The organism is Amycolatopsis sp. NPDC003865, from assembly GCF_053605345.1.
In genome coordinates this window covers 118,768-138,199 of sequence record NZ_JBSGJA010000002.1, presented here as the reverse complement: position 1 = coordinate 138,199, position 19,432 = coordinate 118,768, and the positions used below count along the sequence as shown (strand labels likewise).

Below are 19,432 nucleotides of genomic sequence, written 5' to 3'. Positions count from 1 at the left end.
CTCATCGTCGTCCGGCGCGCGGCTTTTCCGACGGGTGAACCTTGGCTTTTTTCGGCGGCCACGTCACCCGGATGGTGACGACGTGGTCCCGCCGCCCCGGAAAGAGCCGGTAGACGCTGACGACGAAGGTCCCGGGACGCGCGCGCTTGCGGGACAGGTAGTCGTGCGCGCAGGCGGTCCCGTACCGGACGGTCCACCCCTGGTACCGCTCGCTGCGGTGCTCGAGGACGAACCCCATGTCATCGACGAGTTCGGTGTATTCGTGCACCCGCGCGCCACCGGCCTCACGCCGGTACTCGAGCTCGTGGGGGTAGCCGTACCTGTCCATGACCTGCAGGTTCGCGTTCCGACCTCGAACGAGGGCGCCGGAAACGTGGGAATCCCACAGCCGGGGTCGCGGGCCGGCCCACTCGGAAGGCGGAGCCGGGCCGAACCCGGCTCCGCCGCACCTTCACACCCGGGGGTCCGGCAACCGCCGCCCGGTGATCGCGACCACCACCGCCAGCAGCGCCACCACCCCGATCACCCACGCGAACGCGTCCCGGCTTCCCAGCGAACCCGAAAGCGCCGCGTACAAACTCCCCAGCGTCGCCACGCCCAACGCCAGCGACGTCTGCTGATTGGTCGTCATCACCCCGGACCCCACCCCGGCCAGATCCGTCGGCACGTGGGAAAGCACGATCCGGAACAACGTCGTCATCGCCAGCGCGTTCCCGACGCCGATCGCCACCATCGACGGCGCCAGGTCGAGCACCGTCACGTGCGGCCACGCCGACAGCGTCGTGCACAGCAGCGCGACCATGCCCAGCGCCGTGATCGCGCCGCCGATCGGGACCACCCGCTGGCCGTACCGCGCCACCAACCGGCTGCTCAGCATCGACACGATGAAGTACGCGACCGCCAGCGGCGTCAGCGCGACCCCCGCTCCCAGCGGCCCGAAGTGCAGACCTTCCTGCAGCGTCATCGCGTACACGAACATGAACGAACCGAACGCGCCGAAGAACGGGATCGCCACCATCAGCCCGCGCCGGACGCTCGGCAGCCGCATCACCGACGGCGGCAGCAGCGGCGTTCCGCCCAGGCGCTCCTGACGCCGTTCGACGTGCACGAACGCCGCCGCGGCGAAGGGCGACACGATCAGCAGCGCGATCGTCCACGCCGGCCAGCCCAGTGCCCGCCCCTCCATCAGCGGGACCAGGAACGACATCAGGGTGACCGCCAGCAGGAGCGTCCCGAGCCGGTCGACGCCCAGCGGGTTGTGCGCGCGGCTCTCCGGCAGTCGCCGGGCCATGACCAGCACGACCAGGCCGATCGGGACGTTGACCAGGAAGATCGGCCGCCAGCCCGTTCCGAAGACGTCCGCCGCCACCAAAGCGCCGCCGAGCAGCTGGCCGACGACCGTCGAGAGGCCGCCCGTCGCGCCGAACAGGCCGAGGGCCCGTGAGCGCGCTTCGCCGGTCGTCGTCGCCTGGATGATCGAGAGCACCTGCGGCAGCAGCAACGCCGACGCCGCCCCCTGCGCGGCGCGGGCGATCACCAGCGTGGTCGCCGTCGGGGCGATTCCGCAGGCCAGGGACGTCAGCGTGAACAGCCACAGGCCGGTGAGGAAGAGCCGCCGCCTGCCGAACGAGTCGCCGAGGCGGCCGCCGACCACCAGCAGGACCGCGTACGCGATGCCGTACGCCGCCACCACCAGTTCGAGCGTCGCCGTGGACGCGTGGAGGTCGGCATCGATCGTCGGGAGCGCGACGTTGACGATGAAGAAGTCGATGATGGGCAGTGCCGCCCCCAGCAGCACCGTGACCAGGCCGGCGGGGGTCAGTCCCGGCCGGGCCGGGGCGCCGGAGGTGATCGGCGCGAGTTCTGTCGTGGTCATGAGTACTACGATCGCCCCGGATTTAAACTGGTACCAGTTGTCGTTTATCCAGGTATCACGACTACCTGGTACCAGGTTCGAAGACGTGCGATCCTGGCACCATGACCACCGCCGTCGAATCCGAAGTCCGGCGCCAGGAGCTGGCGAGGTTCCTGCGCAGCCGCCGTGAGCGGATCACGCCCGAGCAGGTCGGTCTCCCGCTGCTGGGCCGCCGCCGGACGCCGGGGCTGCGCCGGGAAGAGGTCGCGCAGCTCGCCGGCGTCGGGGTCACCTGGTACACGTGGCTGGAGCAGGGCCGCGACATCAACGCGTCCGAGCAGGTGCTGCAGGCGATCGCCCGCACGCTGCGCCTCGATCCGCACGAGCACACCCACCTCTTCCGCCTGGCCGGCGCGCCCGAGCCGGAAAGCGAGAAGGACTGCCAGGTCATCACGCCGGCGATGGAGCTGATGCTCAAGAAGCTGGAGCCGTACCCGGTCGCCGTGCGCAACGCCCGCTGCGACCTGCTGGCCTACAACCGCGGCTACACCTGGCTGATGGGCGACGTCGACGCGATCCCGTTCGAGGACCGCAACACCCTGGTCCAGTGCCTGCTCAACCCGGAGTGGCGCAAGCGGATGCTGGACTGGGACACGAACATCCCGCGCGTGATCGCGTCCTTCCGCGCGGCGATGGCCGAGCACGTCGCCGAGCCGGCGTGGAAGAGCCTGGTCAAGCGCCTCAAGGCGGAGTCGCCGCTGTTCGCCGAGCTGTGGCCGCACCACGACGTCAACTCCGAGCCGATCCGCACGAAGCGCTACCTGCACCCGGACGTCGGCCTGCTGCGGTTCAACTTCACGTACCTCTACTACGGCCGCCGCTCGGAGATCACGGTCTCGACGTACACCCCGGCCGACGAGGAGACGGCGGCGAAGCTGCCCCTCATGTTCGACTGACGACGTACGCGGCGAGCGCGCTCCGGGACGGACGCGCCACCGCTGCGCGACCGGTAGTTTTCGCGGTATGAGAAGGCCGCCGTGGGCAGGACGCGTGGCGCGCACCGTCGTCGTCCTCGTTTTCGTGCTCGGGGCGACCAGCGCGTCCTCGCGGTGGCAGCCCGGGGCGTCGCCGCTGACGCCGCTCGGGTTCGCGTGGCTCGCCGCGACCGTCCTCACGCTGCTGTTCGTCCACCGCTTCCCGCTGACGCTCTTCCTGGTCACGGCCGCTTCCGCGTTCGGTTACTACACCTCCGGCCTGCCCGGCGGGCCGGTCATCCTGGTGCCGACCATCGCGTTGTTCGTGCTGACCAGGCAGCGCGGGCCGCTCACCGCGGGCATCACCGGTGCCTCGGCGCTCGCCGCCGCCTACGTCGTGCACGTCGTCGTGACGAGGTCGTTCACGCTGGAAGCCGGCGCCGCTTTCCTCCTCGTCTGGCAGACCGCCGTGATCGGGGTCGGGACCGCCGTCCGGTACCAGCTCGACGCGCTCGCCGCCCGGCGCGAGCAGGCCGACGAGCACCGGCACCGGCTCGCCGAGCAGGAACGGCTGCGGATCGCCCGCGAGGTCCACGACGTCGTCGCGCACAGCCTCGCGATGATCAACGTCCAGGCCGGCGTCGCCGCGCACGTCGCCGACCGGCGGCCCGAGCAGGCGAAAGAGGCGCTGCTGAACATCAAGGCGGCCAGCGCGTCCGCGCTCAAGGACCTGCGCGCGACGCTGGCCGTGCTGCGCTCGGGTGAGGACAAGGCGCCCGCGCCGAGCCTCGCCCAGGCGGCCGAGCTGCTGGACCACGCGCGCGACGCCGGGCTCACCGTCGACGTCCACGGCGAGGCGGGCGACCTCCCCGCACCCGTCGACGCGGCCGCCTACCGGATCCTGCAGGAGTCGCTGACGAACGTCGTCCGGCACGCCGACCAGCCGAAACACGTCGACGTCCGGTTCGAACGCCGAAACGGCGCATTCACGCTGCGGGTCCGCGACGACGGCCGCGGCACCGCCCAGCCGACTCCGGGCCACGGCCTGCGGGGCATGAGTGAACGCGCCGCCGCGCTCGGCGGGCGATGTACCGCCGGGCCGGTCGACGACGGTTTCGAAGTGTGCGTCGAGCTACCGATCGAGGGGGAAGCATGATCCGCGTCCTGCTGGCCGACGACCAGGTCCTGGTCCGCGCCGGGTTCCGCGTGCTGCTGGAGACCGAGGACGGCTTCGAGGTCGTCGGCGAGGCCGGTGACGGCGAACAGGCCGTCGCCGGCGCGGTCGAGCATCGGCCGGACATCGTCGTGATGGACGTCCGGATGCCCGGGGTCGACGGCCTCGAAGCGACCCGCCGGATCACCGCGAACCCCGACCTCGCCGCGACGAAGGTGCTGGTCCTGACCACGTTCGACGTCGACGAGTACGTCTACGAAGCCCTGCGCGCGGGCGCGAGCGGGTTCCTGCTCAAGGACACCGAACCGGTCGAGCTGCTGCGCGCGCTGCGGGTCGTGGCGAGCGGGGAGGCGCTGCTGGCGCCGACCGTCACGCGGCGGCTGATCCAGGAGTTCGTCGGCCGCCCGGAGAACCGGCGCATCGACACCAGCGCCGTCCGCGAGATCACCGACCGCGAGCGCGAGGTGCTGGGGCTGGTGGCGGGCGGCATGTCGAACGACGAGATCGCGGCCCACCTGGTGATCTCCACCGCGACGGCCCGCACGCACGTCAGCCGCATCATGACGAAGATCGGCGCGCGCGACCGGGCGCAGCTGGTGGTGCTGGCCTACGAGTCGGGGCTGGTCACCCCACGTCACTCCGCCTGACCCGGCGCACGACGCGGAACGTCCGGACCAGGAACACGACGGCGAGGACGCTCACCAGGCAAATCCAGATCACGGTGCCTCCTCTCCGGGCCGATGCTCTGCTCAGAAGGCGCGCGGGAGTGGGACGGCGTTCACCGACACGGCCGAAGTCACACCTTCGGGCTAAGTGACGGTTACTACCCGGCTATCCTCAGCGGGTGCGACGTGCGTTGATCACCGGTATCACCGGTCAGGATGGCCAGTACCTTGCCGAGCTGCTTCACGAGCAGCAGTACGAGGTCTTCGGCCTGGTCAAGGGGCAGAACAACCCTCGGATCGACATGATCCGCACGGAGTACCCGTACGTCGAGATCGTCGAGGGCGACCTGCAAGACCTCTCCAGCCTGGTCGGGGTCCTGGAGCAGGTGCAGCCGGACGAGGTCTACAACCTCGGCGCGATCTCCTTCGTCGCCCTCAGCTTCAAGCAGGCCGAGCTGACCGCGAACGTCACCGGCCTGGGCGTGCTGCGGCTGCTCGACGCCGTCCGGATGGTCGGCGGCAGCCAGAACAACCCGATCCGCTTCTACCAGGCGTCGAGCTCGGAGATGTTCGGCAAGGTCCGCGAATCGCCGCAGACCGAGCAGACGCCGTTCTACCCGCGCTCGCCCTACGGCGTCGCGAAGGTGTTCGGGCACGACATCACCGTGAACTACCGCGACAGCTACGGCCTCTTCGCCTGCTCGGGCATCCTCTTCAACCACGAGAGCCCGCGCCGCGGCATGGAGTTCGTGACGCGCAAGGTGACCAACGCCGTCGCGCGGATCAAGCTCGGGCTGCAGGAAAAGCTGATGCTCGGCAACCTCGACCCGCGCCGCGACTGGGGCTTCGCCGGTGACTACGTCCGCGCGATGTGGCAGATGCTGCAGCAGGACGAGCCGGGTGACTACGTCGTCGCGACCGGGCGCACGCACAGCGTCCGCAACTTCGTCGACCTGGCCTTCAAGCACGCCGGCCTCGACGACTGGGAGCGGTTCGTCGAGCAGGACCCGCGGTTCTTCCGGCCCGCCGAGGTCGACCTCCTGGTCGGCGACGCCACGAAGGCCCACACCGAGCTTGGCTGGAAGCCGGAGGTCGGGTTCGAGGACCTGGTCGCGATGATGGTCGACCACGACCTGAAGCTCGAAGCGGGGAAGGCCGGCATTTCGCTGCCATGATCAGCTACGCGCAGCAGGCCGAGGACGTGGTGCTCGCGCGCGTCTTCGCGGGACAGGACACCGGTCGCTATGTCGACATCGGTGCCGGGGATCCGCTCGTCGCGTCGGTGACGAAGCACTTCTACGACCTCGGCTGGCGTGGCATCAACATCGAGCCGATCCCGGCGAAGGCCCGGGAGCTGCGCGCGGCCCGGCCGGAGGACTTGAACCTGGACGTCGCCGTCGGCGCGCGCCCGGGCACGGCGAAGCTGCACGTCGTCGAGAACGAGTGGGGCTGGTCGACGCTCGACGACGGGCTCGCCGGCCGGTACCGCGAGGACCGCGGCTGGCGCGTGAACACCGTCGAGGTCGAGCTGACGACGCTGGCCGCCGTGCTGGACGAGCACCCGGGCGCGGTCGACTTCCTCAAGATCGACGTCGAAGGCGCCGAGCGCGCGGTGATCGAGGGCGGCGACTGGACGCGGCACCGGCCGCGGGTGCTCGTCGTCGAGGCCACCGAGCCCGGCGCGCAGACGCAGACCCACACCGAGTGGGAGCCGATGCTGCTCGACGCGGGCTACCGCTGCGGGCTCTTCGACGGCCTGAACCGCTTCTACGCGCAGGCCGACGACGCCGAGGCGCTCGACAAGCTCGCCGCGCCCGCCAACGTCTTCGACGACTACGAGCGCTACGACATCGTGCAACAGGCCAAGGCGCTGGAAGAGCTGCGCACCGGCCGTGCGGCCGAGATCGGCTACGCCCGCCGCATGGAGGCCGAGCTGCGGGAGCTGCAGGAGACGCACCGGCGCGCCGCCGACTACCTCGCCGAGCTGGAACAGGCGCGCGCCGAGCAGGAACGGCAGCGCACCCGCAGCGCCCGCTACACCGCGGGACTGGAAGCCCGGGTCGCCGAGCTGGAAGCGCAGCTCGCGGCCGCGGCGGGCCGCATCGCCGAGCTGGAGGCCCGGCGGGGCTGAGCCCTTACTTCGGGAGGGCCGCGATTCTCCTGAGCACGACGTCCGCGACGGCGTCCGGCCCGCACACGGCTTCGACGGCGGCCGCGGCCCGCTCGCCCATCGACGTCCGCAACGCGGGCTTCGCGGCGAGCGTGCGCAACCACTGCGCGGCCTGGTCGACGTCGGGTTCCGCCCACGGGTGCCCGAGCGGGTACGACGTCGTGAAGCCGTTGGTGAAGCCGGGTTCGGCGTCCTTCGCGACGTACGTCTCGAAGCCCACGAGCGCGGCTGAGCCCGGCGGCATGAAGTCGAGGTTGCCGCCGTGGCCGGTGGTGACCACCGGCTTGCGCCGCGCCATCGCCTCGGCCAGGTCCAGCCCGAACGTCTCGAACCGGTGCAGCGAAAGGTAGACGTCGCACGACGCCAGCAGCAGCCCACGGTCCACTTCGGACAGGACCGTGCCGCCGATTGCGGCGACCTCGGCTTCGAGCCACGACGGCGGTTTGCCCGTCGCTACCGCCAGGTGGGCGCCGCCCGTCGGGAAGGCGTGCCGGAACGCCGTGATCGCCGCCCGCGCGTTCTGGCGCTCGGCGTCGGAAAACGTCGTGAGCACGACCAGCTCGTCTTCCGGCAGCCGGAACCGCGCGCGGTCGCCTTCGGGGGACGCGGCCGGGACCACCAGGGGGACCACGGTGATCGGGATGTCGGTGCTCCCGCGCAGGAGCCCGGCGGCCAGCGCCGACGGCACCCACAGTTCGTCCACATCGGACAGCTGGGGAAGCCCGGTCGCGGGCACGTCCGGCAGCTCGCCGGTCCACCGCGCGATCGTGTAGCGGTCGAAGGAGTGCTTCGGGATCAGCGGGAAGTCGGCGGCGTCGACGAGCCACAGGTCGGCGGCGTAGTCCTTGCCGCTGCGCAGGTCGGCCAGTTCGCGCGGCACCTCGTACGGCCGGTCCGGCACGCGGGTGTTGAACTCCGTGAAGGTCGCCCGGGGCAGGCGCTCGGCCAGCACGGTCGCCAGCCGCCGGTTCGCGTCGGCCGTGACGCCGGCCGCGCGGACGTCGCCGAACACGTTGACGCCCGGCCGGTCCCGCGACGGCTTGACCGGCGGCGGCAGCGGTCCGCGCACGGCTTCGGCGGCGTCGCGGTAAGCCGCCGCGACGACCGGCCAGGACGCGTGCTGCCGGACCCACTCACGTGCCTTCCGGCCTGCTTCGCGAGCTTCCTCCGGCCAGGACACGATCCCTTCGAGGTGCGCGACCAGCTCGACGGCTTCGCGCTGCGGGTCGATCGAGACCAGCCGGCAGAACTCCCGGTCGTAATGGCGGTGCTGCGGCAGGTCGCTGGTGACGAACAGCCGGCCGAGGCCGTACGAGCGCATCATCACCGCGCTCGTCTCGCCGGCGGTCGGCCAGCGCAGGCCGATCAGCGCGTCGGTCGCGACGATCAGGTCCTGGAACTCTTCGATGGCCGGGCTCGGGATGATCCGCACCGCGTCGCCGACCCCGAGCTCGGCGATCGCGCGGTGGACGTCGGCCTCGATGTCCTTCTCGCGCGCGTGCCCGACGATCAGCAGCTTCGCCTGCGGCCACCGGCGCCGGACCTGCGCGAACGCCAGCACGGCGACGCGGATCCGCTTGATCGCGGTGAACCCGCCGAAGATGCCGAACACGACGTCGTCCTCGGACCAGCCGAGCTTGGCCCGGACCGCCGGGCGCTTGTGGTCGTCGTCGATGACCGGCGCCGCCGAGGACACCGTGAACACCGGCACCTCGGGGTAGCGCTCCCGCAGGTGGCGCGCCCGGAACGGGTCGTGCACCAGCACCCCGCGGCCGGCCGAGACGATCCGTCGTTCCAGGCTCATCGTCTGCCGGTCGAGGTGCTTGACGCCGTCGACGTCGACGGCGGGCCAGCCGAGCACCAGCGCCGGGTCGGCCGGGTCGCCCCAGATCGGGCCGTGCGCGTAGGCGAGTTCGTCCTTGAACGCCGTCGACTCGATGCCGCCGTGGTAGCTCAGCGAGAAGTCCAGCAACGACGGGTCGTGCAGCACCACCAGCCCGGGCACCGCGAGCGCCCGGTGGTAGATCCACTCGTGGAACTCGGTGTTGTTGCCCATCTGGTAGATGTCGACGGCGTCTTCGGAATCGTCGACGTCGTCCGGACCCAGCAACGGAACGGGGGAGCGGGCTTCGCCGGGGTACCGGCCGACCGCGGAGACGTCCGCGATGCCGGCCATCGTCTCCAGCAGTTCGAAGCTGTAGTCGGCGATGCCGCTGCGCTCGGGCGGCAGCGGCGTCCACATCCGGAGGCGCACGGCCGTCACCGCCACGCGAGCAGGCAGTACCGCTCCCGCCCGCCGGGCGCGGTGACCGGGATGTCCGCCTCGCCCGGCCGGCGGACCTCGACGTGCGAGAAGCCGGCGGCCTCGGTGAGGAACCGCAGGAAGTCCGGGTGCACCGGGCGCTGCGCGAACGGGTCGAGGTGGAAGTCCGGGCCCGCCAAGGGCGTCTCGACGACGAGCGGCGCGCCCGGCTGCAGCGCGGCCGCCGCCAGCTCGGCGAACCGCGCGAGCGCCGCCGGGTCGAGCCGTTCGGCGAACCGGAACGCGGTGATCGCGCCGAGCGAACCGGGGGTCGCCTCTTCGAGCAGGCGCATCGGGTCGGCGTCGGTCACCTGGACGTCCACGGCCGCGCACTGCTTGCGCACCAAGGCGTTCGGCGACGCCGTGCGGTACCGGATGTCCGCCGCCGCGAGCACCTCCAGCCAACCCCCGCGGCCGGGAGCCATGTCCAGCACCGCGCCGGTCGCGCCGGCCTTCCGGGCCTCCTCGATGACCGGCAGGTACGCGCGCACGGCGTCTCGCGCGCGTTCGGCGGACCCGTCGAGCAGGGCCTCCACGGCGATCTCGAGAAACGAGTCGCGGTCCGGCACGGCTTCGACCGGTTTCGGGGGCTCGGCGTCGCGGCGGGACCGGTCGAGGAGCAGGTCCACCTGCACGTTCCGCAGCCGGACCTGCTCGGCCGCGGCCAGCAGCCGATCGAGCTGCGCCTCGAGTTCCTTGAGCCGGGACTCGACGTCGCCGGAGCGGTCCGCGGACTCGGTGACCTGCATGGCCAGGCCGGACAGCTGGGCCTGCAGCCCGCCGACCGCGCTGTAGAGCCGCTGGTTGAGCCCGGCCGCGAGGTTCTGGTCGTTGCGGTACAGCGATTCCAGCTCGCGGTGCAGCGACTCGGCGCGCACCAGCTCCCCGCGTTCGCCCAGCCAGCGCTGGAAGTGGCCTTCGGCGGCGCGGACTTCGTCGGACAACGCGCTGACCGCGTCACGGGCCGCCAGATTGGTCTCGACCTGCCACTTCAGCTGGCGCCGCCAGAGGAACCGCAGCGCGAGCCGGCCGAGCAGGTCGGTGCGGCGCAGCGGGAGGTGCAGGTTGGCGTGCTGCTCCAGGCGGTTCAGAGCGTCCGCGACACGGGCGTCAGACATGCGGGGTCCATCTTTCAGCGGATCGGGCGGGCCGCGAGCTCGGCCAGGACGTTGTCGACGACCTGCGGCGCCAGCAGGCCGAAGTTGCCGGAGGCGAGCGTGCGCTCGGCGACCTCGATCGCCACCACCTTGTTGTCGGCGAACATCTTGCCGACGGTCTTGCCGGTGTCGGCGAGCAGGGCGCTGTGGTGCTGGGCGGTCATCTGGCCGAAGGTCGCGGCGAGGTAGGGCAGCGCGCGGTAGGTGAAGGAGTCGCCGAGCAGCGCGACCGAGCCCTGGTAGGTGCCGGTGCCGGTCGCCGACTGCAGCTTCAGCGGAGCCTTGAGGTCGCTGAGGACCTCGCGGGTCTGGTCGCGCTTGCCGTCGGTCAGCACCTCGTAGTGCCGGCCGCTGGTCTGGCCGGTGTGGCCGATCAGCGGCGGCAGGTCGGCCGCCATCTGCCACGGGTCGCTCGGCTTGATCACCCAGGACGCGGTGCTGCCCGGGCTCATCGACTCGGCCAGCGAGCGGGCCATCAGCATGCCGCCCTCGTCCGACCAGTGCGCGTCCTGCGGTCCGTACACCGGCGCGCCGACCTGACGGCCCTGCTCCTCGAGCCCGCCGCGCAGGTCGAGGATCGCGTTGTCGGCGTCGACGCGCTGCCAGAACTCGGCCGCGGTGCGCTCCCGGCACTCCTTGCCCGCGTAGGCCGAGGGCAGGTACTCCGGCGCGATCGTCGTCTTGTCCGGCGCGATGACCACGACGAACTGGCGGCCGGACGCCCGGACGCCGTCGCGCAGCCGATCGAGCTCGGCCATGGTCTGGTCCAGCGGCTTGCTGAGGTTGCAGTGGCTGGCGATCTCGTCGCCGAGGTACAGCCAGCCGTTCTTGCCCTCGAGCACCTTCGGGTAGTTGACGACCGGCGCGGGCGTGCTCGGCTGCGCCGGGATCGGGCCCTCCGGCGCCTGCGGCTGCCCGCCCAGCGGCGGGGCTTCCCCGAAGACACCGCGGCTGATGCCGTCGGCGGCGTGCACGGCCTGCTCGCGGAACGCGAGGTGGTCGGTCGCCCACTGGGCCAGCTGCGGGAAGAACGACCAGCCCTGCCCGATGCTCGGGAACTCCGTCAGGGCGCGGTTTTCGAACTGGCCGGGGTGCACCCCGGCGATCGACGCGAGCACCGGCGTCGCGAAGAACACCGCGGCGCACGCCAGCGCGACAGCTTGGCGGCGGCCGTGCCGCGGCCGGTGCAGGGCGTGCTCGCGGGGCAGGAAGGCCTCGTGCACCGGGGGCAGCGCGCGCGAGGCCTGGGGCGTCTTCTGCTGGGTCATGCCGGCGGCCGGGGGTCGTCGGAACGCCGCGCCTCGAGCCGCTCGAGGCGCGCGTTCTGCTGGGCGAGCTCGGCCTCGAGGATACCGAGCCGCCGGTCCTGCGCGGTGGCTTTCTCGTCGATCGTGCCCGCCAGCCCGCTGATCGCCTCACCGGTGCTTTCGGTGAGCGTGCGCAGGATCCGGCGCTGGGTGCCGTCGTAGTGGCTCAGCGCCCGCCGGATCGCGCGGCGGAACACCGGGGCCAGCGGGAACCGGTGCGGGCTGTCCGGGTCCGGCTGCCACTGCAGCGCGGCTTCGGCGCGGGCCAGCGGCGAAGCCGGCCCGTGGCTCGCCTCGCCGGGATCCCGTCGGCGCCAACTCGCGTACGCGGCGCGAAGCTCGGTCTCGACCCACGCGGCGGCGACGTCCATCGACCGGACGCGCAGCACGTGGGCGCGGGCGGCCGCACCCCGGCGCCGGGCCTCGGCGGGGTCGTCCGCGACCTCGCGCATGGCCTTCGCGGCGGCGTCGAGGTCGGGATCGGCCCACAGCCCGTCGGGCTGGTACGGCGCCCAGCCCTCGCCGACCTCGACCATCCGGTACGGGATCGGCCAGCCGGTGCCGTCGTGGAAGAACTCGGTGGTGCTGGAGTAGTCGGTCGCGATCACGGCCAGCCCGCGCACCATCGCCTCGGCGACGGTCAGCCCGAAGCCTTCGCTGCGGTGCAGGGAGACGTAGGCGTCGCTGGTCGCGTACAGGCTGTTCAGCTCTTCGAGGCTGAGGTAGGCCTCCAGCAGGTCGATGCGCTTGTCGTCGCCGATGACGTACCGCAGCCGCTCGACGGCGGCCGCGTGCAGGTGCCCGTTGGTCGCCTTGATGACCAACCGGACGTCGTCGCGGCCGGGGAACGCGCGCTGGAACGCCGACACCACGCCCCACGGGTTCTTGCGCTGGCCCGTGCTGTTGAAGTCGAAGGCGAACAGGAACCGGACGGGGTCGCCCGCCTTGCGCGGCACGCGCTCCGGCACGCCGGGGTCGAGCACCGGCATCGGGAACGTCTTCACCGGCACCGGCGAGTGCGGCTCGATCGCGCGGCGGGTGAAGTCGCTGATCGCCCACACCTCGTCGACCAGGTCGAAACCGCCGTGCATCGAGTCCGGGAAGTCTTCGAGCTCCCAGGCCCACAGCCCGATCCGGTACCGCCGGTGCCCGAGCTCGGGGTGGCTGTCGAGCAGCAGCCCGGTGTAGTCGGAGTTGACCGCGAGGATGCTGACCGGGAACCGCGGCCTGCTCACGGTGTCCGGCTCGGCGAGCCCGGTGCGGACCGCCGCCGACAGCGACCGCGACTCGACGACCGACACGACCGGGATGCCCGCGGCGGCGACCGCGCGGTGAATGATCCGGCCCATCTCGCCCAGGCCCAGCTCGGCGGTGAGGTACCCGGACACGTTGACGCCGAACTCGTCGACCGGCCCGGCCACCGGGGGCGGCTCGGTGGGCAGCGCCCAGCCGGGCAGCAGGCCTTCGTCGATCCCGTGCGTGGCGCACCACTGCCGGAACGCCGGGCCGTCCGCGTGCTCCGGCTTGCGGAACGCCGTCTGCAGGTCGATCCGGCTCGCCCACAGCCACAGCGCGAGCCTGCTGAGCCCGGCCGAGCGGGCCATCGGCGAACCGGGGGCGCGCAGCCAGTCGCGGAAGGCCTCGCCACGGTCTTCGCCGAACGGCGGAGGCGGGATCTCGTCGACGACGGTGGGCGCGAACTGCGCCGGGGTCGTCGCCGCGCGGTGCGCCCGCAGCCAGGTGTCGCGGTAGAGCGTGCGCATCGGCGTCGTCAACGGCGTGCCGTCGGGCAGCTTGCCGAAGCCGTACGGGACTTCCTCGTCGGTGTGCCCGGCGTCGGCCAGCTCCGCGGCGTACTCGTCGCACAGCTTCCGCAGCACCGGATCGGCGGAGAGGACGACCCGCGGGCGCACCGGGCACTGGCTGCTCAGCAGCCACGGCCGGTCGGGGTCGAAGCCGTAGAAGTTCAAGAACCGCAACGGGGTGCCGCCCGCGGTCACGCCGCCGTCCGGGCCCTCGGCGAGCTTGCGCTCGTGCAGGTTCCAGAACCCGGCGGCCACGCCGGGGTCGCGGGTGACGAAGTTGCGGTAGAGCGCCGGGACGCGGTCGAAGAAGTGCTCGACCGGCGGCGAGGGGTGCGAAGGCGGCGGGACCGGCGCGTACCGGCGGCCGTCCGCCCACGCGATCAGGAACGGCCGGGCACCCTTGCCGACCGCGACGAAGTCGTCGTGGAAAGCGCTGTCCGTGGCGCTGCGGCCGGGTTCGAGACCGTCCTGCGGCAGCGGGGCGAGCACCCGCGGCGCCAGCACGACGTCGTGTTCGGCGGCCTGCGCGGTCAGCTCGGCGAACGGGGCGAAGACCCGGATCTGCGAGCCGAGGTAGACCGCGACGTCGGCGTCTTCGAGGATCTGGTGCAGCAGCAGGGGTTTGACCGCTTCGACCAGCTCGGACGCGGAGAACCAGGTGGCCATCCGGTGGAACTCGTCGCGGTCGAGGTCGAGCCAGTCGCCGCCGACGACGCGGCAGCCGTCTTCGGTGGTGCTGCCGGTCCCGTCGACGACGAGGACGAGGAACCCGTGGCCGGGGTGGTGGGCCCGGTAGGTCCGGGCGAGCACCCGCGCCGACGGCAGGCCGGCCCGGGTGACCACCGTGCAGGCGGTGGTCACCCGGCCGGCGCGCTCAGCCATTGGCCGGCAGCTCCGCGAGCTGGGCCGCCAGGATGTCGTCGAACACGCTGCTGATCTTCGCGAGGTCCGAACCGGACACCTCGACGCGCACGAGCGTGCCCTTGTGCACGTAGTGCGCGCGGATCACGGCAGGGAAGTCCGCCGACTTGGCGAACTGCGACGCCTTGACGCCGTCCGGCACGTCACCGGTGTACGGCTTCATCGTGAACTTGGTCTGGAGCTCGGCCAGGTCGTCGCGGGCCACGGTCGCGGCGCTGCTGGACGTCGTCTGCGCGGTGAGCACCAGCGCCTTGACCGTGTCCGGCAGGCCGGCGGCGGCCATCCGCACCTTCGAGGCGCCCGCGGTCTTGTAGACGGCGTTCTCCTCCGGGGTGAGGAAGCCCGCGCGCTCGACGTCCGCGAACGTCTGGATGTCGGTCTTCTCGCCGGGCGGGGCCGGCAGCTTCGCGATCTCCAGGTCGTCCTTCGGCCGGACGGTGCTGGTCGGCGCGGCCGGCGACGACGAGCTCGCCACCGGCGGGTTCTGCTGGCCGCCGGAGTCCTTGCCGAAGATCAGCCAGCCGCCGACGCCGAGCGCGGCGACCACCACGACGGCGACCACGGCGATGACGACCTTCTTCTTGCCGCCGGACGAAGTCGTCTCGAAGGTTTCCGGACCCTGGCTGACCCACTCCGGGCCCGGTGCCATCTGCGGGTACTCGCTCGCGCCCCACGGCGGGGCCGCGTTGCCGCCGGTGTTCCACGGCTGCTGCTGCGGTGGCTGCTGCTGCGGGAACCCACCCGAATTCGGGCCGCCCGGACGCAGGCCGCCGGAGGCGACTGCCTGCGGCGGCACGCCCGGCACGGCCTGGGTGCGCTCGGCCGAGTCCGCCGACCACGGCGGCTGGTACGGCGGCGGCTGCTGCTGCATGCCGGACACGACCTGGGTGCGCTCGGCGCCACCGGAGGCGTCGGCGCTGCTCACGATCTGCGTCCGGTCCGCTTCGGAGCCGCCCGGCTGCTGCTGGTGCGGCTGGCCCTGCGGCGGGCTGACCGGGGTGATGATCTGGGTGCTGTCGGCCGATCCGCCGCTCTGCGGGGCCTGCTGGGGCTCGCCGTTCACCGCGGAGGACAGCACGGCGTCTCGTCGAGCCCGGTAGTCGTCGGCCGAGATCTGGCCGGCGGCCAGCTCCTCGTCCAACCGGCGAAGTTCCTCCTGCCAGGACAAACCTGCCCCCCTTCCTCGTCGCGGACCCGTGCTCGCAGACTCACGCACATTCTGCACGCAGGGCCGACCGGTGCCGTGGCCGAGGGTCGTTTCGTGACCGGGACCCGGCGGATGTGCGCGCGGTGTCCGGATCAGCCGGGCGGGAGGACCGCGCGCAGGTCCTCCAGCACCTGGCCCAGCCGGGCGGTGAGGGCCTCGTCGCCCAGCTTCTGGGTCTGCGAAACCCCGACGTTCACGACCATGCCGCCGGAGGTGTACCACGTGGCCCTGACCTGCGTGTCACCCGAGGTGGCGACGGCCGTGCGCAGGTCGGACTGCACTGCGTTGAACCCGTTGGAGAGCGCGCTGGTGTAAAGCGCTTCCACGGCGGCTTCGGCGTTCGCCGGGCCGGGCATCGGCGCCACCATGAGCAGGTTGCTGCCCGCGGCCACGGCCGAGCCGCGGAAGACGACCTCGGTGGCGCCGTTGCGGCGCAGCACGTCGGCCGTGGGCCGGGGGAACACGCCGAGCTCGACCGCGCGGTCGATCGACATCGTCGAGTTGTCGGAGTTCTGCGTGCCCGGCAGCTTCGGCAGCCGGTCCTCGACCCCGCCGAGCAGCCCGGACGCCGACGTGCTCGGCACGGTGGCGGGCCCGCTCGCCTGCCCGCCGGGCTCGTCGTCCGAGCCCAGCCACATCGTCACGCCGACGACCATCACCAGCACGAGCAGCACGCCGAGGCCGACGAACAGCCACGTCGGCTTGCGCGCGGGGTCGTTCCACCGGTGCTTGCCACCGGCGTCGTCGGGGTCCTGGCCCGCGGGTGCGGCGCCGCCGGGGTCGATGGGCGGGAACCGGCTCGCCGAGGCGGCGCCCGGTACCTGCCCGTCGACGGCCAGGTACCGGGTCGGGGTGATGTCGGCCGGGCTGGGCGCGGTCGTCATGTGGTCGGGGATCGGCGGCACCGCGTTCGTCGCGGGCGTCTGGAACGAGCGCGGCCCGGACGGCTGCTTCGGCGGCCGCGCCCACGGCACCTCGACGCGCGCGGGCGGCGGGGCCGGCGGCGGCGTGACGGGGTGGACCGGGGTCACCGGCGGCACCGGGCTCGCCGCGGGGTTGGCGCTGTGCCAGGAGGGACGGCGCAGTGGCGCGGGCACCGGTGACGGCACGGTGGACCCGGACGCCTGCGCGAGCAGCTCTTCGCGCTGCTTGCGGTGCGCCGCGGGTTCGATCCGGCCGGCCGCCAGGTCCGCGTCGAGACGGCGCAGTTCTTCCTGCCAGCTCATGGTTCCGACCCCCATCCACCGTTCGGGGCATCAGTCTGGCACGCGTGGCCGACCTGCGAGGTTGCGTTTTGAAGTTGATCGGCAACGTAGCGCACGCGGCGCCGTTTCGGGAGTCCTTCCGGTGGGCACCGAGCACGGGGGAGGCGATCGAGAGGGGACGTCGTTGATCACCGACGAGCGGCCGCGGGCCGTCGTGGCGCGCGGGCGCGCCGGTCGCGGGCACGCGCGGGAGGGCGTTTTCGCCGTGCTCACCGGGTTCCTGCTCGCCGCGGTGTTCAACTTCCCGGTCGTGCTCCATCCGAAGTCGACAGTCGCGGGCGAACCCGGCGACCCGCTGCTGCAGGCGTGGCAGCTGGCCTGGCAGCACCACTTCCTCACCTCCGGCGGGGACTTGTGGACGGGCAACACGCTGTACCCGGCGACCGGGAGCTACGCCTTTTCGGACTCCCTGCTCGGGTATCTCCCGCTGAGCCTCTTCGGCGACGGCCCGTACGCCGCGCTCCTGCGCTACAACGCCGCCTACTTGATCGCCTGCGCGCTCGCCTACGCCGGCGCGTACGTCCTCGTCCGCCAGCTCGGCGGCACCTGGCCGGCCGCGGTGCTGGCCGGTCTCGCGTTCGCATGGGCGCCCTGGCGGCTGAGCCACGCGAGCCACCTCAACATCCTGTCCACCGGCGGGATCGCCCTGGCCCTGTTCGCGCTCGCCAGGGGGCACGGCTTCTCGCTGCGGCACGGGTGGCGCCCCGAGCAGGCCCGGCCGTGGTGGGCGTTCGCGGGCTGGCTGGTCGCGGCCTGGCAGATCACCCTGGGCTTCGCGATCGGGCTGCCGTTCGCCTACCTGCTCGGGGTCGTCGGCGTCGTCCTGCTGGTGACGGCGGTCCGGCACCGGCGCCGGTTCGGCGCCCGCACGGCGGTCGCCGACGGCGCGGGCATCGCGGTGTTCGCCGTCGTCACCTACCTGATGACCATCCCGTACCGCCGGGTCGTCGACCAGTACGGCTTCACGCGCTCCTGGCACGAGGTGCAGCAGTTCTCCCCGCCGCCGCAGGGCCTCGTCGCCGCCCCGACGGAGACGTGGTTCTGGCAGCACGGGCCGTTCAACCTCAAGAGCGGCGTGTTCGCCGACCCCGGGTGGCTGTCGGCGACAGGTGCGCCCGAGAAGCTGCTGTTCCCCGGCCTGGCCCTGCTCGTGGCCGCGGTGGCGGGCCTGTTCGTCAGCGCGTGGCCGGTCCGGGTGCGGGCTTGGCTCGGCGCGGGCGTCGTGATCGGCACGGTGCTCGCGCTCGGCTCGCAGTTCTTCGGCGGGTACGCCACCTACTACCCGCTCTGGCACTTCCTGCCGGGCTGGGACGCGCTGCGCACGCCGGGCCGGCTGATGCTGTGGGTGATCCTGCTGCTGGCGCTGCTCGCCGCGGGTGCGGTGACGAGATGGGGCGAGCTGGTCCGCGAGCGCCAGGACGCGCCTTACCTGCGGGCGCTGATCGGCGTCACGCTGCTGCTGGCGCTGCTCGAAGGCGTCCCGGCCGAGCCGCACTCGTCCCCGGCGGGCATCCCGCCCGACCTGGCCCGGACGTTCGAGGGCTCGCCGCCGCCGACGCTGGTCCTACCGGTGCGGCAGGGGCTGGGCGAGTTCAGCGAGTACGTCTACCAGCTCTGGTCGACCGACGGCTTCCCGTCGCTGGTCAACGGGCACAACGGCCTGCTGCCGCCGCAGTACGGCGAGATCGTCCGGGCGACGAAGACGTTCCCGGACGCCCGCAGCGTCGCGGTGCTGCGGAAGTACGGCGTCGGCCAGGTCGTCCTGCTGAAGGCCGCGGCGGCCGGCGGCCCGTACGCGGAGGTGCTCACCCGCCCGCTGGACGGGCTGGGCATCACTCGCACCGACTCGACCGACCTCGTCACGTTCAGCTTGCGCTAGTCACCGCTGTCGCCCTATCGGACCCCGAAACTGTCGTACATATGTTCTAAAATGGGCGTTGTCCAGGGGAAATGCCGCCCGCGTCCGCGGGTGGCCGATGGAGGAAGGCAGGGCCATGGCCTACATCACCCTGTCCACGTTCGTGGGCTACAGCGCGAGTAACGGACCGTCGCGGTCGTCGTTCGTCCGGCGGCAGCGCCGGCAGTACGAGGACCCGGCGCGAGCCGCGTTCAACTACTACCGGCGGGCGGCCAACGCCGTGCGGTCCGGGCGGGCGGCGGGGCAGGACGCGACCGCGTTGCGCGCGCTCGTCAACGCCGCCGACGACAGGACGAAACCGCACTACGCGGCGATCGCCGAGGGCTGGCTGCGCTGGCTCGGCCGGAAGTCGCCGCGGCTGGTCGAGGTCGGGCGCGGCCGCTGCCGGATCGGTGACCTCGAGATCGGCGTCAGCCCGCAGATCGGGCTCCGCAAGAGCGACGGCCGCCGGTACGCGACCTGGCTCTACTTCAAGGAGGAGCCGTTGGCGAAGGAGTCCGCGCAGCTCGCGCTGTGGGTGCTGGAGCAGGCGATGCCCGACCTCCTGCCGGGCGGGCACGCCCTGGTGATCGACGTCCGGCGGAGCAAGGAGTTCCAGCTCTCGGCGCGCGACCGCGAACGGCTGCGACCCTGGGCGCGCAGCGAGGCTTCGGCGTTCCTCACGCTCTGGGACGCCGCCTGAGCCGGGGAGGCGCCGGGCCCGCCCGGCGCC

At 72.4% G+C, this 19,432-nt stretch carries 15 protein-coding genes; 7 read left to right on the top strand and 8 right to left on the bottom strand.

Annotated features, from left to right (window positions below):
- Position 1: 1 nt before the first annotated feature.
- Together ACWEVP_RS05510 and ACWEVP_RS05505 are read right to left on the bottom strand one after the other, a co-directional pair.
- Positions 2-328 (bottom strand): hypothetical protein, encoded by a 327-nt coding sequence (locus ACWEVP_RS05510; RefSeq protein ID WP_452061431.1) that lies wholly within the window; start codon positions 326-328, stop codon positions 2-4.
- 123 nt (positions 329-451) lie between these two features.
- Positions 452-1,876, bottom strand: coding sequence for an MFS transporter (locus ACWEVP_RS05505; protein ID WP_452061430.1), 1,425 nt, complete (start codon positions 1,874-1,876; stop codon positions 452-454).
- Between the two features lie 101 nt (positions 1,877-1,977).
- Between ACWEVP_RS05505 and ACWEVP_RS05500 the strand changes: the two genes are divergently transcribed.
- The 5 genes from ACWEVP_RS05500 (at position 1,978) to ACWEVP_RS05480 (ending at position 6,799) form a co-directional block, all read left to right on the top strand.
- Positions 1,978-2,811, top strand: coding sequence for a helix-turn-helix transcriptional regulator (locus tag ACWEVP_RS05500; protein ID WP_452061429.1), 834 nt, complete (start codon positions 1,978-1,980; stop codon positions 2,809-2,811).
- A gap of 94 nt (positions 2,812-2,905) precedes the next feature.
- Positions 2,906-3,985 (top strand): sensor histidine kinase, encoded by a 1,080-nt coding sequence (locus ACWEVP_RS05495; RefSeq protein WP_452061428.1) that lies wholly within the window; start codon positions 2,906-2,908, stop codon positions 3,983-3,985.
- Positions 3,982-4,650 (top strand): response regulator, encoded by a 669-nt coding sequence (locus ACWEVP_RS05490; RefSeq protein ID WP_452061427.1) that lies wholly within the window; start codon positions 3,982-3,984, stop codon positions 4,648-4,650. The genes ACWEVP_RS05495 and ACWEVP_RS05490 overlap by 4 nt, the downstream gene beginning before the upstream one ends.
- 197 nt (positions 4,651-4,847) lie before the next feature.
- Entirely contained in the window at positions 4,848-5,843 is a 996-nt protein-coding gene (gene gmd, locus ACWEVP_RS05485; protein WP_452061426.1) for a GDP-mannose 4,6-dehydratase, read from the top strand.
- The gene (locus ACWEVP_RS05480; protein WP_452061425.1) at positions 5,840-6,799 is read left to right on the top strand and encodes an FkbM family methyltransferase; all 960 of its coding nucleotides are present in this window, start codon (positions 5,840-5,842) and stop codon (positions 6,797-6,799) included. The genes gmd and ACWEVP_RS05480 overlap by 4 nt, the downstream gene beginning before the upstream one ends.
- 4 nt (positions 6,800-6,803) lie before the next feature.
- Here the strand turns inward: ACWEVP_RS05480 and ACWEVP_RS05475 are convergent, their stop codons facing one another.
- The 6 genes from ACWEVP_RS05475 to ACWEVP_RS05450 form a co-directional block, all read right to left on the bottom strand.
- A complete protein-coding gene (locus ACWEVP_RS05475; RefSeq protein ID WP_452061424.1) occupies positions 6,804-9,092 on the bottom strand; it encodes a glycosyltransferase in 2,289 nt (762 codons plus the stop codon).
- Positions 9,093-9,097: 5 nt separating this feature from the next.
- On the bottom strand, positions 9,098-10,258 hold the full coding sequence (locus ACWEVP_RS05470) for a hypothetical protein (RefSeq protein ID WP_452061423.1): 1,161 nt from the start codon (positions 10,256-10,258) through the stop codon (positions 9,098-9,100).
- Between the two features lie 14 nt (positions 10,259-10,272).
- Positions 10,273-11,565 (bottom strand): alginate O-acetyltransferase AlgX-related protein, encoded by a 1,293-nt coding sequence (locus tag ACWEVP_RS05465; protein WP_452061422.1) that lies wholly within the window; start codon positions 11,563-11,565, stop codon positions 10,273-10,275.
- A complete protein-coding gene (locus tag ACWEVP_RS05460; protein WP_452061421.1) occupies positions 11,562-14,291 on the bottom strand; it encodes a glycosyltransferase in 2,730 nt (909 codons plus the stop codon). The genes ACWEVP_RS05465 and ACWEVP_RS05460 overlap by 4 nt, the downstream gene beginning before the upstream one ends.
- Positions 14,284-15,498, bottom strand: coding sequence for a hypothetical protein (locus tag ACWEVP_RS05455; RefSeq protein WP_452061420.1), 1,215 nt, complete (start codon positions 15,496-15,498; stop codon positions 14,284-14,286). Before ACWEVP_RS05455 ends, ACWEVP_RS05460 begins: the two co-directional genes overlap by 8 nt.
- Positions 15,499-15,629: 131 nt before the next feature.
- A complete protein-coding gene (locus tag ACWEVP_RS05450; RefSeq protein ID WP_452061419.1) occupies positions 15,630-16,763 on the bottom strand; it encodes a hypothetical protein in 1,134 nt (377 codons plus the stop codon).
- 163 nt (positions 16,764-16,926) lie between these two features.
- On the opposite strand from ACWEVP_RS05450, the gene ACWEVP_RS05445 reads away from it, so the two are divergent.
- Together ACWEVP_RS05445 and ACWEVP_RS05440 are read left to right on the top strand one after the other, a co-directional pair.
- Complete coding sequence (locus ACWEVP_RS05445) at positions 16,927-18,681, top strand: hypothetical protein (protein WP_452061418.1); 1,755 nt, start codon at positions 16,927-16,929, stop codon at positions 18,679-18,681.
- Between the two features lie 115 nt (positions 18,682-18,796).
- Complete coding sequence (locus ACWEVP_RS05440; RefSeq protein WP_452061417.1) at positions 18,797-19,402, top strand: hypothetical protein; 606 nt, start codon at positions 18,797-18,799, stop codon at positions 19,400-19,402.
- Positions 19,403-19,432 lie beyond the last annotated feature (30 nt).